We start from the raw sequence: 18,566 nt of genomic DNA, 5'->3' as shown, positions 1-18,566 counted from the left end.
ACCTCACTCACAAGGGACGCATGAACAACGCAGTGAACAACGGGGACGACGGGATCTGGTCCGGGACGTGGGTCGCCGAGCGGCTCGGGGTCGAGCTCGTCGGCGACGACACGCTGACGGGCCTGCTGGGGCTGGCCCTGCGCCGCAACCCCAAGCGGGCGCATCTGCTGGTCTCCAACGTCCTGGGCAAGCACGTCCCGCAGTCGCCGTCCGTGGTGCACGGGCACGGGTTCGCCCTGGGCCGCCGGGTGCGTGAGCTGCTCGGCGCCCAGGAGGCGGCCGAGGCGGTCGTCCTGGGCTACGCGGAGACGGCCACCGGCCTCGGCCACTCCGTCGCCGACGGCCTCGGCAGCGCCCCCTACCTGCACTCCACCCGCCGCCCGGTCGCCGGGGTCGCGCAGGCGGGCGGCTTCGAGGAGTCCCACTCGCACGCGACCTCGCACCTGCTGCTGCCGGAGGATCCGGCGCTGCTGGTCGGGGACGGGCCGCTGGTCCTGGTCGACGACGAGTTCTCGACCGGCAACACGGTCCTGAACACCGTCCGGGCGCTGCACGAGCGCTATCCGAGGCGGCGCTACGTCGTCGTCGCCCTCGTCGACATGCGCTCGGCCGCGGACGCGGGCCGTCTGGACGACTTCGCCCGCGAGATCGGCGCCCGCGTGGACCTGGTCACCGCCGCCTCCGGCACGGTTCTCCTCCCGGAGGGCGTGCTGGAGAAGGGACAGGAGTTGGTCGCCCGCTACGAGTCCGCAGGTGCCGCAGCGGGTGGTCGGTCGTCCGCGGCCGCGTCGGGGCCGGTCGCGCAGTTCCCCGCGCCCCCAGGACAGGGCGTTGCCCTCGAAGCCGGCTCAGGGGCCAACCCCGTAGGGGCGCGGGGAACTGCGCGACCAGCCACAACGGGCCCGCACCCGGAAGACGACCGCACCGGGCAGACGCGGCCCCCCGGCCACGTGTCCCGCGTGAACCTCTGCTGGCCCCGCGGCCTCCCCGACGGCGGCCGGCACGGATTCACGCCGAAGCACCGCAACCGCCTGGACGGCGCCCTCCCCGCCATGACGGCCCGCCTCGCCGAGGCGATACCCGACGGCGTCGAACGCGTCCTCGTGCTCGGTTTCGAAGAGCTGATGTACGCGCCGCTCAGGCTGGCCCGTGAGCTGGAGCAGGTGGTGGCCGCCGAGGTCCGCTACTCGACCACCACCCGCTCGCCCGTCCTGGCGGTCGACGACCCCGGCTACGCGATACGCAGCCGAATCGTTTTCCCCGCGCACGACGACCCGGCCGACGGACCCGGCGAGCGCTATGCCTATAACGTCGCGGGTGGCGGCTTCGACGCCGTCGTCGCCGTCGTGGACTCCGTGGCCGACACCCGGGAGCTGCACGCCTCCGACGGTCTCCTGTCCCAGCTCGCCGCGCACACCCCGCACGTCGTCCTCGCGGTCGTGCCGTCGTACGTCCCCGAGCCGCTGTACGCAGCCGCCTTGTCGGAAGAGAGACCCGCCATGCTGCCCGAGCCCCTCCGCGGCCCCGCCTTCTCGTCGTACCCGCCCGAGGAGGTCGGCTGGCTGCTCCAGGACCTCTCGGACGTGACGCTGGAGGCGCCGACCGAGGAGCGGGAGGAGGCCATCCAGAGCGGCGGCGCGCACTACGCCGAGTCGCTGCCCGTCGAGTACCAGCCCAGCGAGCAGTACCAGGAGCTGTTCCACGCGGCGCTGGAGACGTCGGCGGCGCGTATCGCGCAGGCCGTGGGCGTGGTCACGGAGACGGTGATCGCCGAGCGGTCCCCCCGGCCGGTGCTCGTCTCGCTCGCCCGGGCCGGCACCCCGGTCGGTGTGCTGATGCGCCGCTGGGCGCAGTTCCGGCACGGCCTCGACCTGCCGCACTACGCCGTGTCGATCGTGCGCGGCCGGGGCATCGACGCCAACGCGCTGCGCTGGCTGGCCGCCCACCACGATCCGCGGGACGTCGTCTTCGTCGACGGCTGGACCGGCAAGGGCGCGATCACCCGGGAACTGGCCGCGGCGATCGAGGAGTTCGAGGCGGGCGGCGGCGCGGCCGGCTTCGACGCGGAGATCGCGGTGCTGGCCGACCCGGGCTCGTGCGTGCGGACGTACGGCACCCGTGACGACTTCCTCATCCCGTCCGCCTGCCTCAACTCGACCGTCTCGGGACTCATCTCGCGGACCGTGCTGCGGGCCGACCTGGTCGGGCCGAACGACTTCCACGGCGCGAAGTTCTACCGCGAGCTCGCCGGCACGGACGTCTCGGTGGCCTTCCTGGACGCCATCGCCGCCCGCTTCCCCGAGGTCGCGGACGCGGTCGGCGGCGCGGTGAAGGAGCTGCTCGCCAGTGACCGCACGCCGAGCTGGGAGGGCTGGGCGGCGGTCGAGCGGATCAGCGAGGAGTACGGCATCCACGATGTGAACCTGGTCAAGCCCGGGGTCGGCGAGACCACCCGGGTGCTGCTGCGCCGGGTGCCGTGGAAGATCCTCGCGCGGGCCGGGGCGGGCGCCGACCTGGACCACGTACGGCTGCTCGCCGGACAGCGAGGGGTGCCCGTCGAGGAGGTCGGCGAACTGCCGTACACCTGCGTGGGGCTGATCCATCCGCAGTTCACCCGGGGCGCGACCGGCGCCGACGGCAAGTCGGTGACGGTCTGATGCCGGTTCTGGTGGCGAGTGATCTCGACCGTACGCTCATCTACTCGGCGGCCGCCCTGGCGCTGACCATGCCGGACGCGCGGGCGCCGCGGCTGCTGTGCGTCGAGGTGCACGAGGCGAGGCCGCTGTCGTTCATGACGGAGACGTCGGCGCAGCTGCTGACCGAGCTGGGTGACCGGGCGGTGTTCGTGCCGACGACCACCCGGACGCGCAAGCAGTACCAGCGCATCAACCTGCCGGGCCCGGCGCCGAAGTACGTGATCTGCGCGAACGGCGGCCATCTGCTGGTCGACGGCGTGACCGATCAGGACTGGCACGGACGCGTGCTGGCCAGGCTGGCCGACGAGTGCGCGCCGCTCGCGGAGGTGGAGGAGCACCTGGCGAAGACGGCGGACCCGTTCTGGCTGCGCAAGCAGCGGGTCGCCGAGGACCTGTTCGCCTATCTCGTCGTGGAGCGCGAGCTGCTGCCCGAGGAGTGGGTGAAGGAGCTCGCGGTCTGGGCGGAGGACCGCGGCTGGACCGTGTCGCTCCAGGGCCGCAAGATCTACGCCGTGCCGAAGCCGCTGACCAAGAGCGCGGCCGTGCGTGAGGTGGCCCGCCGCACCGGCGCCGAACTGACACTGGCGGCGGGCGACTCGCTGCTCGACGCCGACCTGCTGCTGGCCGCCGACCGGGGCTGGCGTCCCGGGCACGGCGAGCTGGCCGAAGCCGCCTGGACGGCCCCGGCGATCACCGCCCTGCCCGAGCGGGGCGTGCTGGCCGGGGAGCGCATCCTGCGGGAGTTCCTGAAGAGTTCCTGAGAAGTCGGCGGGCGGCGGTCAGCCGCAGCAACCGCCGCCGCAGCATCCGCCGCCGCCTCCGCCGCCCGCCTTGGGCGCGGGGGCGGACTTCGTGCCGCCCACGGCCACCGTGGAGAGCAGCTTGACGGTGTCGTCGTGACCTGCGGGGCAGTCGGCGGGGTCCGCGGACCGAGCCATCGGACGGCTCAGTTCGAAGGTGTCGCCGCAGGTCCGGCAGCGGTACTCGTAGCGAGGCATGGCGTCAGACTAAGCCCCTATGCTCGGACGTGGTGTCAGCGGTTTCACCTCTGTTCACTTCTGTCGATTTCTTCTGTGGAGAATTTGCGAAGAGCGCTGGTAATTTGAGAGCGCCGCATTGAACTCCATGGTCGGGAGGGTTCAAGGTTTGCGGCCGCGTCAACGGCAACCATGTCAGGCCCTCGTCAGTCTGTACGTCTGCCTGCGAGTAATACGGAGTGCGGAGGGAGACGCGTCGTGAGCGAGGCGGGGCCGGGGGACAAGCCCCAACAGCCGGATGAAACCATGCAGTTGAAGCTTCCTGCATCTTTTCGGCCGGACGAGACCATGCAACTGCGGGTCTCGGATATACCGGCAATGCCGGACATATCCGAGGAGGGCGACGAAGAAAAGCCGCGTTCGTCGAAAAACCGACGAAAAGCCCCTCGCCCCTCACTTTTTGCCCAGATTTCTTCGTTTGTTGGTCCTCGGATTGCCCCGCTCCTTGCCGTACTGGCTCCGTATGTGGCTCGTGTCACGCCCTACGCCCGCAAGCTGCGCCCGCAGTACCCGCGCCCGGGCCGTACCGACTGGCGGCGCTGGATACCCTCCTGGCGGCAGTGCCTCGGCGGCGTCCTCACGTCCATAGGCCTGAGCAGCATGCTCCTGGTCGTCGCCTACGCGGCCACCGACGTCCCGGACAACATCAACTCCTACGCCACCCAGCAGGACAACGTGTACTTCTGGGCCGACGGGACGCCGATGGCCCGCACCGGCTGGGTGCAGCGGCAGGCGATGCCGCTGAAGGACATCCCCGAGGACGTCCGCTGGGCGGTGCTGGCCGCCGAGAACGCCAGCTTCTACAGCGACCCCGGCATCTCCTTCAAGGGCATCAGCCGCGCCCTGTTCCGCACCATCGGCCAGGGCGACACCCAGGGCGGCTCCACGATCACCCAGCAGTACGTCAAGAACGTCTACCTGAACCAGAACCAGACGGTCAGCCGCAAGTTCACCGAGGCCATGATCGCCCTCAAGCTCGACAACCAGATGAGCAAGGACGACATCCTCGAGGGCTACCTCAACACCAGCTGGTTCGGCCGCGGCACCTACGGCATCCAGCGCGCCGCCCAGGCCTACTACGGCAAGGACGTCGGCGAACTCAACGCCAGCGAGGCCGCGTTTCTCGCCTCCCTGCTCAAGGGCGCCGGCCTGTACGACCCGACCCTGAACTCGGCCAACCGCGCCCGGGCCGTGGAGCGCTGGTCGTGGACCCTGGACCGGATGGTCGACATCGGCAAACTGTCGAAGGCCGAGCGCGCCAAGTACACGAAGTTCCCCGAGCCGCTCAAGTCCAACCCGTTGTACGACACCGGTGAGCAGAGCGACTACCTGGTGGAACTCGCCTCCCAGTACGCCAAGAAGGCCGGGAAGATCTCCGACAAGGACTTCGACCTGGGCGGCTACCAGATCTACACGACCTTCGACAAGAAGCGCGAGACCCAGCTCACCGACGCCGTCACCAAGGCCCGCAAGGACGCTCTGAAGGACGACCCCAAGGGCGCGAAGACCGCCCACTACGGCGCCTCCTCGGTGGCCTCCGACGGGCGGATCCTCGCCGTCTACGGGGGCGCCGACCACCGTACGCAGGGCTACAACGAGTCCAACGCCACCACCGTCTCGGCCGGCAGCGCGTTCCTGCCGTTCGTGTACGCAGCCGGCCTGGAGAACGGGGTCCACAAGACCCGCGACGGGGACACCACACCGGTCACCGGGGAGACGCTGTACGACGGCGACGACAAGGTGCCGGTGACGACGCCCGAGGGGCCGTACTGGGACCGCAGCGGCAAGGTGGTGGCCGCGAAGAACGACGACGGCGAGTCGTACGGGCAGATCTCCCTGCACCGGGCGATGGAGCTGTCGGTGAACACCCCGTTCATGCAGCTCGGCATGGACACCGGGCTCGACACGGTGCGCGCCACCGCCGAGAAATCCGGGCTGCTCTCCTCCAGCCTCGGGGCGCAGGTGCCCGCACTGTCCATGGGCAGCTCCACGCCCAGCGCGATCCGGATGGCGAGCGGCTACTCCACCTTCGCCGCGGGCGGCAAACACACCGAGCCGTACTCGGTGCGCCTGATCACCAAGAACGGCACCAAGGTCGTCCTGGACACCCCGGCCGTCGACCGGGCGTTCGGCGCCGACGTGGCCGAGGAGGTCAACTCCGCGCTCGCGGACTCCTTCCGTACCGCCCACCCGGACGACGTGCCCTCCTCGCAGCAGGCCGCCAGGGCCGGCTCGCTCGGGCAGGTGGCCGGGAAGGCGGGCACCACCCAGGACGACACCGCGGCCTGGTACGTCGGCACGGCCAAGGCCGTGTCCACGGCGGTCGTCGTCTACCGCATCGACCTCGGCAAGAGTCTCCAACCGCTTCCACTGAAGGGCATCGCCGGCACCACCGACGACAGCGTTCCCTACGGCATCTGGTCAGGTGCCATGAGCCCGCTCGGCTGACCACCGAAACGGGCACCCGCATCCCCGAAATCCGGAGAATGATCCGCACATGAAGTCACCGTCGGGCCGCCGCCGCAAGGCTCCGGCAACGCGCCACCCCGCCACCACGCATCCGGGGTTCCTGACGCTGGCGGCGCTCCTCGTCGTCGCCTCACTGGTGGCCGGCTACCTGGTGCTGAACAGCACGACGAACACCGCGCCGACCGCGTCCTCGGGGGAGAACAAGAAGGCGTCGGCGGGGGCCACCAAGGAGCCGAAGTGGGACGGCAAGACGCACGTCCTGGGGGACGGCTCCACCTCGTACACCGGACCGCAGACGGGGCAGTTGAAAGCGGTACCGCTCAAGCCCGGGGAGAAGCCGCCCCAGTTCGTGGTCCTCTCCTGGGACGGCGCGCTCATGGGCGACGACGGCCTCTTCGAGCACTACCGGAAGATGGCCGAGGAGTACAACGCCCACATGACGTTCTTCCTCACCGGCATCTACCTGCTGCCCAAGAGCAAGAAGGACCTGTACTCCCCGCCCCAGCACCCCAAGGGCACGGCGGCCATCAGCTTCCCCACCGACGAACACATCCGCACCACGCTGGAGCAGCTCGGCGAGGCGTGGAAGGAGGGGAACGAGATCGGCACCCACTTCAACGGCCACTTCTGCGGCGCCAAGGGCGGCGCCGACTGGAGCGTCGACGAGTGGAAGAGCGAGATCGACCAGTTCTACTCCTTCGTGGAGAACTGGAAGACCAACACCGGATACAAGGACATCGACCCGCTGCCCTTCGACTTCAAGAAGGCGGTCGTCGGTGGCCGCGCGCCCTGCCTGGAGGGCCAGGCGAACCTGCTGAAGGCCGCCAAGAGCTACGGCTGGCGCTACGACGCCAGCTCCACCGGTGACTTCCAGATCTGGCCGGCCAAGAAGAACGGCCTCTGGGACTTCCCGCTGCAGCTGCTCCCCTACGACGGCGGCAAGTACCAGGGCCTGTCCATGGACTTCAACTTCCTCTACAACCAGTCCGACGGCGAGGTCGACGGCGACTCGGCCCAGTACCCGACGTGGGAGCAGGAGACCGTCGACGCCTACATGGCCGGCTTCAACCGCGTGTACTACGGCAGCCGGGCCCCCCTCTTCATCGGCAACCACTTCGAGGAGTGGAACGGCGGCATCTACATGAAGTCCGTCGACCAGATCATCGAGAACGTGTGCACCAAGAAGGACGTCAAGTGCGTGTCCTTCCAGGAGTTGGCCGACTGGATGGACGTGCAGACGCCGGCGACCCTCGAACGGCTGCGCACCCTGGACCCGGCGCAGAATCCGGACTGGTCGACCGTCGTGAAGTAACCAAACCTCAACCGAGTCCCCTCTTCACAACGGCCGCACACGCCATGCAAAGATGCCCTTCCCGGCATCCCTCCGCCGGGGCAAGAGGGGAAACATCAGTGAAGTCAAGGAAATTGCGGGCGACCCGCCGCCGCGTCGCGATACTCGGGGCAGCCGCCACCTCGGTCGTCGCCGGCGTGGCTCTGCTGCCCAACTGGTCCGCCGGTGCCGCCGTCGTCGACGACCCCAAGGTCGACTCCGCGACCAAGGCCACCTTCCAGCGGCTCGCGGACGCGGTCTTCACCGACCGCACCGACGCCCTGGTCGCCGGCAGGCAGGGCGACCGGTCGAAGCCGCTGACCGACGGTTTCTCCGGTGACGTCAAGCTGTCCTCCGGCACGGCCCGCACCGAGGACGCCGCCCTGTCCACGCTGGGCGACCGCAAGGACAAGCTGGCGAAGGCCGGCGAGAAGTACAGCAAGGCCAGCACCACCGTCACCCTGAACGCCACGCGGGTGACCGGCCGTACCGCCAAGGCCGCGGTCACCGAGAGCACGACGCTGACCTACGCGAAGGTCCGCGGCAACGAGCCGAAGAGCACCGGCTTCGAGGCCCGGCACGAGCTGACGTTCAAGGCCGACCGGCAGGGCAACTGGCAGCTGACGGACATCCGCGACACCGACCAGGGCGGTCTCGCGGTGAACGCGCTCACCAAGCCGGTGTCCGTCAAGACGGCCACGACGGCGGACGACACCATGCCGAACGCCGCGCGCGCCGCGACCACCCGCAATCCGGTCGCCGTCCCGAAGACCGGCACCGCCTTCGACTACAAGGCGATGGCGGCCTACGCCGAGAAGTACTGGAACGTCTACAACAAGGACTATCCGGACTACAACGGCCACGGCGCCGGCGGCGACTGCACCAACTTCGTCAGCCAGTCCCTGAAGGCCGGCGGCTGGAAGCACGTCCCCGGTTACGTGTACGACTACACCAAGTGGTTCGGCAACGCCGACATCCAGTCCGACTCGTTCGTCGGCGTCAACGAGTGGTCCTGGTTCGCCCAGAACTCCAAGCGGACCACCGCGCTCGCCAACGTCTACCAGCTCGAGGTCGGCGACGTCCTCCAGATGGACTTCGACCGGGACGGGTCCAAGGACCACACGATGATCGTCACCGCCAAGAGCGGCGGCGTGCCGTACGTGACCTACCACTCGAACAACACCCTGCGCAGGTCGGTGGCGAGCCTCGTCTCGTCGTACCCGACCGCGTACTTCTACGCCTACCGCACCTGATCCGGCCGGCCCGTCACTCCTCGGGATGGCGGGCCCGCCAGTACGGGTTGTCGTGCGGCAGGGCGGACCCCACCCTGCCGTACATCCCGAAGACGAGCAGCAGGATCCCGATCACGAAGCTGAGCATGCAGTTCTGGATCTTGAAGGCCAGGAAGTTGTAGTCCGTCTCCAGCAGGGCCATGTTCAGGAAGCCGCTGACGACGAACAGGACGCCGAGGGTCATGTTCAGCGTGGACGCGAAGTTCCCGCCGATCACCATGCCCACGAGCAGCAGCAGCCCGACGGCGACCGACAGCCAGCTGAGCGATCCGTTGGTGTTGAGGCTCCACACCTCGTCCCCGCCGGTGTCGAAGAAGCCGATGTTGTGGACGATGCCGAAGATCCCGAAGGCGATCAGACCCAGGCCCATCAGCCCGGCGCCGATCCGGTAGACCAGGTTCAGACGGTGGTCGACCGGCAGATGCTCGTCGAACCTGATCCGCCGCCTGGACCTGCCGTGCAGTGCGTGTGTGGCCATCTCCGCCTCCCTGAGGGTGGATGCGCCGATGGAGGCCGTACGTACCTTCAATATCCGCCCGCCGGGCGTCCGGGGCAATGTCAGTGCCCCGTGCCGCGCTCCTCACGGATCCCGGCCACCACGTCCGCCACCGCGTGCCGGACGGCCTCCGTCTCGGTCAGGAAGTGCCAGTAGTCGGGGTGCCGGCCCTCCAGAGTGGCGATCGCCCGCTCCAGCCGGGCCACCGAGTCGTCCAGCGGGCGCGCGTGCCGGGGGTCGGGGGTGTTGCGCCCCGCCATCGCCAGCCGCTGGGCGTCCCGGATCGCGAACCGGGTCCGGTCGATCTCCGCCTGCGGATCCTTCTGCACGGCGTTCAGCCTGGTCAGCCGGTCACCGGCGGCCGAGACCGCCTCGTCCGTGCTGTTCAGCAGGGCGCGCACCGTCGACAGCAGCGCGGTGGCGTCCGGCCAGCGCTGCTGCTCCCGCGCGCCGCGCGCCTCCTCGAGTCTCGCCTCCGCCTGCCGGACGTTCTCCCCCGCCTGGTCGGGGACGTGCTGGAGGTCCTGCCAGCAGGCGGCCGAGAACCGCCGTCGCAGCTCGCTCAGGATCGGCTCCACCTGCCCCGAGCGGGTCGTCAGCGCCTGGGCGCGGGTACGCAGCGAGACGAGCCGGTGGTCGATCTCGGCGGCCCGCTCCGGCAGCCGCTCCGCCTCCACCCGGACCGCCTCGGCCTCGCGCGCCACCCGCTCCGCCCGTTCCAGCGTCTGCGGCACGCCGTGCTGTCCCGCACCCTGGTTCAGCTTCGTCAGCTCGGGCGCCAGCGCCGCCAGCCGCGCCGCGAGACCGTCCGCCCGCAGCCCGCTCTCCCGTACGGCGTCCAGCGCGTTCGAGGCGGCCAGCAGCGCCTGCCGGCCCCGCTCCACGGCGGGCGCGAGGCGGGCCAGCTGGGTCTCGGCCTTGCCGAGCAGCGGGCCCAGTCCGTCGGCGAACCGGTCCAGCTCCTGCTTGACGCGGCCCAGCTCGTCCTTGGCACGGGTCAGCTCGGTGCGCGCCTGGGCGGCCGCCGAGGCCTCCAGGTCGTCCCGGTCGAGGTCATGGGCGTCGACGGCGTCGATGTACTGGTGGCTGGCCTCGTCGATCCGCCTGCCGACGGCCTCGAAGTCGGACACGGCGCGCCGGGCGGCCGGCGTGTCGTCCACGGCCCTGATCGTCTCGACCGAGATCCGCAGGTCGCGCTGGGCGGTGTCCAACTCGTAGAAGGCGGCCGCCGCCGCGTCCTTGGCGGCCTGGGCCTCGGCCCGCTGTCCCTCCGCCCGCCCGCCGAACCAGCGCCGCGTGCCGCCGCCGGCGAACGCGGCGGGCAGCGCGAGGACGGCCACGAGGGGGAGGGCGACGAGGGTGAGGGTGTCCCGGAGCGCATGCGGTGCCCGGCGCGCACGGCGGCGCTGTGCGCGCGGCACCAACGGCGAGTACGGCTGCGCTGGTGTCGCCGTCACATCCCTCTCCCGTGCTGTGATCCGCCCTGCCCGGTGTCATTCTCCCACCGGTTAAGGACGAACACACGGGTCGGTTAGTTCGCGTTCCTGACAGTGACTTTGCCGTCGGTGGTGTGTGCGCTGACCACATGTGCGCTGGACTCGTCGCGCGGCACGGACACGTCCACCCCGCCGTCGTCGGTCTTCGTGGTCACCCGGTAGGCCCCCTCGGGCAGCGTGATCGTCACCGAGCCGTCCTCGCTGACGGACTCCACCCGGTCCGGTACGGCGGCCAGGGTGAGGTGGACCGAGCCGTCCTCGGTACGGGTGTCCACCGTGCGCGAGGAGACCTCGGCGCGGACGGAACCGTCCTCGGTGCGCAGCTCCAGCGGCCCGCTGGAGTCGGTGACCCGCACGGAGCCGTCCTCGGCGTGCACGCTCAGCGCGTCCCGGAAGCCCCGCGCCCGGACGCTGCCGTCGTCGTCCTCGACCTTCACGGCGACGCCCCGGGGCACCTCGATACGGTGCTTGGCGGCGCAGTCGGCGACCAGGCCGGAGCAGCGCAGCCGCAGCGTCAGCCGGTCGTCCTTCATCGACCAGGTCACCTTCGGCTCCTTGCCGATGGTGACCGACCCCTGGAACCAGCGGGTGACGTCGACCTTGCCCGCCTCGGCCGTGTCCGACGCGACGATCTCGAGCGCCGAGTCGTCGGAGTCGATGGTGAGCGTGCGGCCCTGAAGGGCGAAGGACCGGTGATCGGGATGCTCGTCGTCGGCGGCGGAGGCGCCGCAGGCGGTCGTGCCGGCGGCCAGGGCCACGACGGCCCCGGTGACGAGGACCGCGCGGGCCGAAAGTGACGTACGTGCCATGGTGATCTCCCCCTGGGCTGCTTGGCGTTGCCCTGACGACACTAGGGAGCCGTCGGCCTTCGGAGGATCCGGCATGCTCCCGGATCCGGGGTGGGGCTAACCCCCGGATACGGGTTTGCGGGGCACGGCCCCGGGCAATGTAGGCTGTCGACTCGTCCCGGGTGCGTAGCTCAGGGGTAGAGCGCCTGCCTTACAAGCAGGATGTCGGCGGTTCGAAACCGTCCGCGCCCACCAGGTGAGGGAAAGGGCCTCCGGAGAGATCCGGAGGCCCTTTCGCACGTCCCGGGTGCGGACCCGGTCCCGGTCGCGGCCACGGCCCCGGTCCCGGGTGCGGGCGGTCCGGGTGCGGGTGGCGCAGGCGGGTTCTAGTCGTCGTCCCCCGGTGGGGTCCCGTGGGTGTGTTTGAGGGTCATGCGGGCGACCACCCGGTCCGGGGCCGCGACCTCTGCCCAGAAGCGGTGGCAGGTCACGAACACCGCGAGCTCGTGCTCCCGCTGCCGGAGCTTCTCCACCTCGGCCTGCTCGTCGGCCGTCCAGCCGGGGGACGCGGGGCGCTCGGTCTTGCGCCAGCCCGTGTCGTCACTGAAGCCGTCCAGGGGCTCGACCGACCAGGGAAGTCGCTTCAGCAGTGCCGACAGCTCGGCCCTGACCTGATGCAGCTCCTCCTGACCGGCGCGCAGGTCGCTGGGAAAGTCATAGGTCGTAGCCACGCGACAATGGTACGCCTGTTCGAATTTGAGTGGCGAGCTCCTTGAGGGTGTTCCTGTGAACGTGCGTTCGATTGCGTCTCAGGTGTCTCGGTTGTCCGAGGTGTCGGTCCGGCTCCGTTCGAGGAGCGCGACGCCCGGCCGGTCCGTGCCCTCCGGGTCGGCGCCGTGCCCGTGACGACCTCGGTGAGCGAGCCGGCCTCGACGTAGCGGTCCACGGCGTGACCTTCGGCGAGGGCGGGCGGGTCCGCGCGGGTGAGGACGCACGTCGGGACGCGGCGGCGCACGAGGGAGCTCACTCGCCGCGCGGCGGGACCGCGCACGCCGGGGTGGCGCCGGGCAGACGGTGGCGGTTGCGCGACACCCAGCGGTAGACCACGCGGGCGCAGCCCCGGACGCCGGGCAGCCGCAGGACGGCGGAGAGCGTGCGGTACCCGGCGGACGGCGAGGTGCCGAGCCAGCGGGCCAGCGCGTCGGCCCCGCCCGCGAGGACCGTGCCGCCGCGCAGCAGCAACACCTCCCGGTCCAGCCGTTCGAGATGCGGCGCGGTCGACTCCGCGGGCAGGAACTGCCACGGAACCGCTTCCAGCGTCGGTGCGGCGAGGCCGCGGATGCGGTCGACGGACGTCTGGCAGAAGCCGCAGTCCCCGTCGTAGGCGAGTACCGGGGGCGCGGAGCGCGGGCCGTGCGGAGCGGGGCTGATCACTGGTCTCCCTCCACCTCCACGCTCGGTGGGGGCGCTGACTGGTTCCTCCCCGCAGCGTCGCACGGCGGCGGGCCCCCGCCGGTGTCGGACCCTCGTCCTAGGGTGACGGGCATGGACGAACAGGCCGTGAGAGTGGAACAGGTGCGGTTGGTGCCCTGGGCGGAGGACGACTTCTGGCTGCTGCGGCGGGCCAACAGCCCCGAGATGACGGAGCATCTGGGCGGGCCGGAGAGCGAGGAGAAACTCGCCGACCGGCACCGGCGCTATGTCGAGCCGTTCGCCGGGCGCATGTACCGGGTCACGCTCGCGGACAGCGGGGAGAGCGTCGGCTCGATCGGGTACTGGGAGCGCGAGTGGCGGGGCGAGCGGGTGTGGGAGACGGGCTGGGGGATCCTGCCCGAGTTCCAGGGCAGAGGGCTCGCCGCGACGGCCGCCCGGGCGCTCGTCGACGTCGTACGGCAGCGGGCCGGACACGGCGGCCACCCGGCCCTGCACGCGTTCCCCAAGGTGGACCACGCCGCGTCCAACGGGGTGTGCCGCAAGGCCGGGTTCATCCTGCGCGGGCAGGCCGACTTCGAGTACCCGAAGGGGAACCCGATCAGATCCAACGACTGGTACGTCGACCTGCGCACCGGGCCCGCCACCGCTACCGGGTAGCGTCCGCCAACTCCCGTACCAGGCGCGCGGCCACCGGCACCGGAACCCCGTGCCGCTCGGCCGCGCGCAGCAACGCCCCGCCGATCGCGTCGAGTTCGAGGGTCCGCCCGGCCTCGGCGTCACGCTGCATGGAGGACTTCGTGCCGGGGGCGAAGGAGTCGTAGCGGGCGAGCGCCCGGGCCGGATCGGCGGGGGCGCCGCAGGCACGGCTGACGGCGGCGGTCTCCTCGACCAGGGCGGTCAGTTCCTCACGGTGCCGGGTGCGGACCTCGCCCAGCGGCAGACCGTGCCGGGTGGTGAGCAGGGCGAAGGGCGCGAGGAAGGCCATCTTCGCCCACAGAGCGGCCGTCTCGTCCGGCACGAGGCTGACGGTCGGACCGGCCGCCCCCAGCGCCCGCGCGAGCGCGTCCAGGCGCGGGCGCGGCACGGCGTCGCCCGCCAGGTCGATCTCCGCGAAGCCGCTCCCGTGCTCGATCACCCCCGGCGCGACCCGGGTCGACTCGACCCGGACGACGGCCGGGGCGACGCGGTCCGGGCGGTACCGGGCGCGCAGGACCGCCGGGTGCTCGACGCCGTTCAGGAACGGCACGAGGAGGGTGTCCGCGCCGAGTGCCGAGGCCGGGACCCGGGCCAGGGCCGCGTCGAGGGCGGTGTGCTTGACGGTGATCAGCACCGCGTCGACGGGTGCGCGCAGCTCGGTGTCCGCCGCGACATCGGCCGTGAAGTCGCCGAACGGGGCGCTGCGGACTCGGATGCCGTCGGTGCGCAGGGACGCGGCCGTCTCCTCGCCGGCCAGGCAGGTCACCCGGTGGCCGGCGCGGGAGAGCAGGGCCGCGAGCAGGCCGCCCACCCCGCCGGGGCCGAGAACGGCGACGCTGAGTATGTCCTTCGTCATGTGCTGTTGTCCCTCTCGTCGGTCGGCCCCGCGGGTGCGGTGGCCGCCTCGGAGGCGATCATGGCACGAGGGCGGGGTGCCGGGGGAGACTGGGAGACATGTGCCGGAGCATCAAGACGCTGCGTCCCCCCGCCCTGCCCGAGAAGGCGACGGAGGACGATGTGCGCGCCGCAGCCCTTCAGTACGTCCGTAAGGTGTCCGGCTTCCGGGCGCCGGCCGAGCACAACCGGGAGGTGTTCGAGCGAGCGGTCGAGGTCATCGCCGCGGCCACGGCGGAACTGCTGGACGGGCTGGAGGTGCGCGGGGCCCACCGGGGCGAGGCAGCCCGCACGTAGCGCCCGGCCGGTCGGGTCCTAGGCCGCCGGCTGCCGTCGCATGACGTACGCCGCACCGGCCCCCGCGCCGAACAGCGCGAGCAGCGACACCCCGGTCGCCAGCCATGTCGTGCCCAGCCAGTGCGCGCCGAAGTAGCCGAGGGCGGCGCTGTAGCCCGCCCAGGAGAGGCCGGCCAGGGCGGACCAAGGGAGGAACTCGCGGGGGCGGCGATGGGCGGCGCCCGCGATGAGGGAGACGACGGAACGGCCGGCGGGGGCGAAGCGGGCCAGCACGACGAGGGCGCCGCCGCCCCGGGCCAGCGTCTCGCCGAGACGTTCCTGCGCGGTGGTCAGCCGACGGGAGCGGGAGATCGCACGGTCCAGGCGTTCGCCGCCGCGCCAGGCCAGCCGGTAGGCCACCAGGTCGCCCAGCACCGAGGCGGTCGTCGCGGAGAGGATCAGGACCATGATGTCCGGTACGTCGTGCGGGACCTGGCCGGTCGCCGCGCCCGAGCCCGCCGCCGCGGCCGTGGCCGCCGTGATGACGAGCACTCCGCTGGGCAGTACCGGCAGGAACACGTCGAGGAGGACCGACAGGCCCACCACCGCGTAGATCCATGGGCTGCCGAGCAAGGCCCCCACACTTTCGAACACCACTGACTCCCCGTGTCTCCCCCGTGACGGCCGACCGTGCCGCTGTGTCGCGGGGGAGCGGCAGGTGCGGCCAATGCCAGCCATACAGCGTACGCCTGGGGTGTGACAGCGGATTCACGGGGGGCTCGTGTGTTCGGCACACCACGTTCACCCGGGGCGCGCGTGCTGATCCGCGGTCACCCGGGCCTCGGAAGAGCCCGGGTGACCGCGGATCACGGTGCCTGGATCACGGTGCCGTCACGACGAGGTCAGGCGGAAACCGTGGCCTTTCGCGCCGCGGACTCCCGCTCGGTGGCCGGGCGGCCGGCGAACAGGCGGTCCAGGCCGAGGGCGCCGGAACCGGTGAACACCAGCAGCAGGAAGGCCCAGCAGAACATCGCGGAGGCCTCGCCGCCGTTCTGGATCGGCCACAGGGCGCTCGACTGGTGCACGTCGAAGTAGGCGTACGCCATGGAGCCCGAGGCCAGGAACGCGGCGGCCCGGGTGCCGAGGCCGAGCAGCACCAGGCTGCCGCAGACCAGCTGGATCACGGCGGCGTACCAGCCGGGCCAGGCGCCGGCGTCGAGCGTGCCGCCGTCGGTGCCCGCGGCGCCGCCGAGGACGCCGAAGAGCGAGGCCGCGCCGTGGCAGGCGAAGAGCAGGCCTACGACGATGCGGAAGAGGCCGACCGCGTACGGCTGTGCGGTGTTGAGGCGAGCGGACATGGTGGGGGGTGCTCCTTCGGTGTCGGTCTGGCCGGTCCCGGATGGGGGAAGGACCGGTCGGTGGGGGCGGCGGTACCGAATGAGCGACACACGTTAGGCGCACCTAATCGATGCTTGCAAGTTCAACTTTTAGCCACGGACCGGGTTCCGTACGAGGTTCCGTTCGGTGTTCCGGTTGCGGTTGCGACCGGGGTCCTGTCAGGGGTTCCGGGGGTTCCGGCTGGGGTTCGACCTCCCGGATCGCCGTGCGGAGAGCGGCTCTCGCCACCGCGTCCGCATCCGAAAGTGTGACCGAATCCACCCCTGGGCGGGCACCCGCCGCGGTGACCCAGTGCACCCCTTCCGTGGGCACTCCGAAAGCCAACCGCCTTGTGTGAGACCGACCTTGACGGTCAATCAGGTGGTAGGGACGCGGGGTCACGTCCAGGCCCCCGGTCACATAGCCGTCCACCGTGTGGGGACGGCACTGCCCGGTCTTCAGCAGCCGTGCCAGCAGGTCGTCGGCGGTGCGTCGCAGATCCGGTTCCGGAAGCCGCGCCTCGACGATCGTCGTCACCCGGACGGCCGACCCCGGCACCTCCGGCGCGTGCGCCCGCCAGGCCCCGTCCTCCTCCCGCACCTCCAGCCGGGGGCCGAGCACCTCCACCACCCCCGCCTCCACCAGAGCGGCCAGTTCCTCCACGCGGCGGCGCGGCGGGCCGATGGACAGGAAGGCGTTCAGCGGGGTGTACCAGCGGTCCAGGTGGTCCCGGCGGGAGGCGCCGGTCAGACCGGCGTGGTCGACGATCAGCCGCAGCTCGTTGCGCAGGTCGCGCAGGACGTCCAGGGCCGCCTTCGCGGGGCCGTCCACATTGCCCCGGGCGGCGTCCTCCGCGTCCCTGCGCAGATACCCGAGCAGCCAGTCCCGCCACTGCCCCGGATGCGCGAACCGCCGTCCCGTGTACGGCCGGGAGATCCGGTCCCAGCTCCAGCGGTCGGCCCGCGGTATCCCGAAGCCGTCGAGTATCCCGGCCTCCTGGGCGTGGCGGTGCGGGACGGCCGAGAACTCCCGCACGAAGCGCTCCGCGCAGCTTGCCGCGCAGCTCTCCGTGCAGCCCTCCGCGAGGCCGGGCCGCGCCGGGTCCCGCAGCAGGGCCGCGTAGTAGACCGTCTCCACCTCCTTCGCCACCAACGGCCATATCTCGGCCAGGAAGTCGGGCGCCTCGCCGGAGTCCGCGCGCTCGCGGAAACCAGCGATCACCTCCGGGGTCAGCACGAGCGGGCGGTGACGGCCGTACGGCCCCTTGGCGTTGTCGCCACGCGCCTGGTACGGGATGCCGCGCCGGGAGCCGGCGTACAGGCGCGGCTCGTGACCGGAGGGCAGATAGCGCAGGGCGGCCCGCCCGGTGCCGGCATGGGCGCCGGCATGGGCGGGGGCGGGGACGGGGACGAAGCGGCCGCCCCGGCCGGTGGTCAGCAGGGCCAGGTGGTCGAAGAAGTTCAGGCCCAGACCGCGCAGCAGCACCGGTTCGCCGGGGGCGAGCGCGCAGAGGTCGACGTCGGCCGGGTTGGCGGGCGGGACGTGCCGCAGGCCGTGCCGTCGCGCGTAGGCGGTGTGGCGTCGCTGGGCGGTGTCGGCGACCACCGGCAGATGCCCCTGGGCGAGGACGACGGCGGACAGGCCGAGCAGGATCCGGCCGTCGTCCAGGGTGAGGACCTGGCGGCCGTCGGCGGCGTCGTCGAGCCGTACCGCGCGGGCCGCGTGCGTCTCGACGCGCACCGACGGCGGGGCCCGGCGCACGGTCCGGGCGAACACCCACTCCAGGTAGCGGCCGTAGTGCGCGCGGGTCGGGTACTCGTCGGGGCCCAGCTCGCCGGCCGCCCACGCGTGCAGACTCGGGCCCGGGCGGATCGGGCCCGCGCAGTCCACGCTGTCGTCGGTGAACAGGGTCACCTGTGAGGCCACGGTGTTCATCAGCAGCTCCCGCGACTGGGCGGCGCGCCATACGCGGCCCGGTCCCGGCGGGGCGGGATCGACGACGTGGACCGTCAGCCGCGTCCCGGGCGGAAGGAGGTCGGGGGCGGAGGCGCAGAGGCGTTCCAGGACGCTGGTGCCGCGCGGTCCGGCGCCGACGAGGGCGACGGAGACGGTGACCGACGGTGTCGCGTTCGCGTCCGGCGCGGGCTCGCCGACGCCGGCTCGGTCTGCGTTCACTGAGGGGGGCAAGAGGGTGACTCCCGGGCGTGTGGGGCGCTATGGAGCGGACCGTCCACCAGACCGCGGTGGAAGCGGACGGTCCGCCTCATCATGCCGTCGGCCGTCAC

General features: G+C 71.6%; 17 protein-coding genes and 1 tRNA gene. 8 read left to right on the top strand and 10 right to left on the bottom strand.

The window, feature by feature from the left end; all coding sequences use genetic code 11:
* Positions 1–20: 20 nt before the first annotated feature.
* Entirely contained in the window at positions 21–2,657 is a 2,637-nt protein-coding gene (locus ACFWBD_RS02650; RefSeq protein WP_385661617.1) for a phosphoribosyltransferase, read from the top strand.
* The gene (locus ACFWBD_RS02645) at positions 2,657–3,457 is read left to right on the top strand and encodes an HAD family hydrolase (RefSeq protein WP_385661615.1); all 801 of its coding nucleotides are present in this window, start codon (positions 2,657–2,659) and stop codon (positions 3,455–3,457) included. Before ACFWBD_RS02650 ends, ACFWBD_RS02645 begins: the two co-directional genes overlap by 1 nt.
* Positions 3,458–3,475: 18 nt before the next feature.
* Here the strand turns inward: ACFWBD_RS02645 and ACFWBD_RS02640 are convergent, their stop codons facing one another.
* A complete protein-coding gene (locus tag ACFWBD_RS02640) occupies positions 3,476–3,694 on the bottom strand; it encodes a zinc ribbon domain-containing protein (protein WP_020126904.1) in 219 nt (72 codons plus the stop codon).
* A 285-nt stretch (positions 3,695–3,979) separates the two neighbouring features.
* Between ACFWBD_RS02640 and ACFWBD_RS02635 the strand changes: the two genes are divergently transcribed.
* From ACFWBD_RS02635 to ACFWBD_RS02625, 3 genes are all read left to right on the top strand, one after another.
* A complete protein-coding gene (locus ACFWBD_RS02635) occupies positions 3,980–6,181 on the top strand; it encodes a transglycosylase domain-containing protein (protein WP_385661612.1) in 2,202 nt (733 codons plus the stop codon).
* 49 nt (positions 6,182–6,230) lie between these two features.
* A complete protein-coding gene (locus ACFWBD_RS02630) occupies positions 6,231–7,514 on the top strand; it encodes a hypothetical protein (protein ID WP_385661609.1) in 1,284 nt (427 codons plus the stop codon).
* Positions 7,515–7,612: 98 nt separating this feature from the next.
* Positions 7,613–8,785, top strand: coding sequence for an amidase domain-containing protein (locus tag ACFWBD_RS02625; protein ID WP_385661607.1), 1,173 nt, complete (start codon positions 7,613–7,615; stop codon positions 8,783–8,785).
* A 13-nt stretch (positions 8,786–8,798) separates the two neighbouring features.
* Here ACFWBD_RS02625 and ACFWBD_RS02620 read toward each other — a convergent pair whose 3' ends face one another.
* The 3 genes from ACFWBD_RS02620 to ACFWBD_RS02610 all read right to left on the bottom strand — a co-directional run bounded on the left by ACFWBD_RS02620 (position 8,799) and on the right by ACFWBD_RS02610 (position 11,625).
* Positions 8,799–9,302, bottom strand: a complete 504-nt coding sequence (locus tag ACFWBD_RS02620; protein ID WP_385661605.1) for a DUF4383 domain-containing protein — start codon at positions 9,300–9,302, stop codon at positions 8,799–8,801.
* Positions 9,303–9,382: 80 nt separating this feature from the next.
* The gene (locus tag ACFWBD_RS02615) at positions 9,383–10,777 is read right to left on the bottom strand and encodes a hypothetical protein (RefSeq protein ID WP_385661602.1); all 1,395 of its coding nucleotides are present in this window, start codon (positions 10,775–10,777) and stop codon (positions 9,383–9,385) included.
* 74 nt (positions 10,778–10,851) lie between these two features.
* Entirely contained in the window at positions 10,852–11,625 is a 774-nt protein-coding gene (locus tag ACFWBD_RS02610; protein ID WP_385661599.1) for a DUF4097 family beta strand repeat-containing protein, read from the bottom strand.
* 159 nt (positions 11,626–11,784) lie between these two features.
* Here ACFWBD_RS02610 and ACFWBD_RS02605 point away from each other — a divergent pair.
* Positions 11,785–11,859, top strand: a tRNA-Val gene (locus ACFWBD_RS02605).
* 131 nt (positions 11,860–11,990) lie between these two features.
* Here ACFWBD_RS02605 and ACFWBD_RS02600 read toward each other — a convergent pair.
* Positions 11,991–12,335 (bottom strand): hypothetical protein, encoded by a 345-nt coding sequence (locus ACFWBD_RS02600; RefSeq protein ID WP_385661596.1) that lies wholly within the window; start codon positions 12,333–12,335, stop codon positions 11,991–11,993.
* Between the two features lie 292 nt (positions 12,336–12,627).
* The gene (locus tag ACFWBD_RS02595) at positions 12,628–13,038 is read right to left on the bottom strand and encodes a thiol-disulfide oxidoreductase DCC family protein (RefSeq protein ID WP_385661594.1); all 411 of its coding nucleotides are present in this window, start codon (positions 13,036–13,038) and stop codon (positions 12,628–12,630) included.
* Between the two features lie 111 nt (positions 13,039–13,149).
* Here ACFWBD_RS02595 and ACFWBD_RS02590 point away from each other — a divergent pair, with 111 nt between their 5' ends.
* On the top strand, positions 13,150–13,695 hold the full coding sequence (locus ACFWBD_RS02590) for a GNAT family N-acetyltransferase (protein WP_385661592.1): 546 nt from the start codon (positions 13,150–13,152) through the stop codon (positions 13,693–13,695).
* On the opposite strand, the gene ACFWBD_RS02585 is transcribed toward ACFWBD_RS02590, so the two are convergent.
* Positions 13,685–14,590 carry a ketopantoate reductase family protein gene (locus ACFWBD_RS02585; protein ID WP_385661590.1) on the bottom strand — a complete coding sequence of 302 codons (906 nt, stop codon included), beginning with the start codon at positions 14,588–14,590 and terminating at the stop codon, positions 13,685–13,687. The two genes, ACFWBD_RS02590 and ACFWBD_RS02585, sit on opposite strands and share 11 nt — an antisense overlap.
* A gap of 98 nt (positions 14,591–14,688) precedes the next feature.
* On the opposite strand from ACFWBD_RS02585, the gene ACFWBD_RS02580 reads away from it, so the two are divergent.
* Positions 14,689–14,925, top strand: coding sequence for a DUF2277 domain-containing protein (locus ACFWBD_RS02580; RefSeq protein ID WP_351753275.1), 237 nt, complete (start codon positions 14,689–14,691; stop codon positions 14,923–14,925).
* A gap of 18 nt (positions 14,926–14,943) precedes the next feature.
* Here ACFWBD_RS02580 and ACFWBD_RS02575 read toward each other — a convergent pair whose 3' ends face one another.
* The 3 genes from ACFWBD_RS02575 to ACFWBD_RS02565 form a co-directional block, all read right to left on the bottom strand.
* The gene (locus ACFWBD_RS02575) at positions 14,944–15,558 is read right to left on the bottom strand and encodes a DedA family protein (protein WP_385661586.1); all 615 of its coding nucleotides are present in this window, start codon (positions 15,556–15,558) and stop codon (positions 14,944–14,946) included.
* A gap of 248 nt (positions 15,559–15,806) precedes the next feature.
* Positions 15,807–16,262 (bottom strand): DoxX family protein, encoded by a 456-nt coding sequence (locus ACFWBD_RS02570; protein WP_385661583.1) that lies wholly within the window; start codon positions 16,260–16,262, stop codon positions 15,807–15,809.
* Between the two features lie 103 nt (positions 16,263–16,365).
* Positions 16,366–18,456, bottom strand: coding sequence for an FAD/NAD(P)-binding protein (locus tag ACFWBD_RS02565; protein ID WP_385661582.1), 2,091 nt, complete (start codon positions 18,454–18,456; stop codon positions 16,366–16,368).
* Between the last annotated feature and the right edge of the window lie 110 nt (positions 18,457–18,566).

Origin of the sequence: Streptomyces sp. NPDC060002 (genome assembly GCF_042737245.1) — a bacterium.
Taxonomy (GTDB): domain Bacteria; phylum Actinomycetota; class Actinomycetes; order Streptomycetales; family Streptomycetaceae; genus Streptomyces.
Note: the sequence above shows the minus strand (reverse complement) of the source record. Positions and strands in the feature narration are given on the sequence as shown.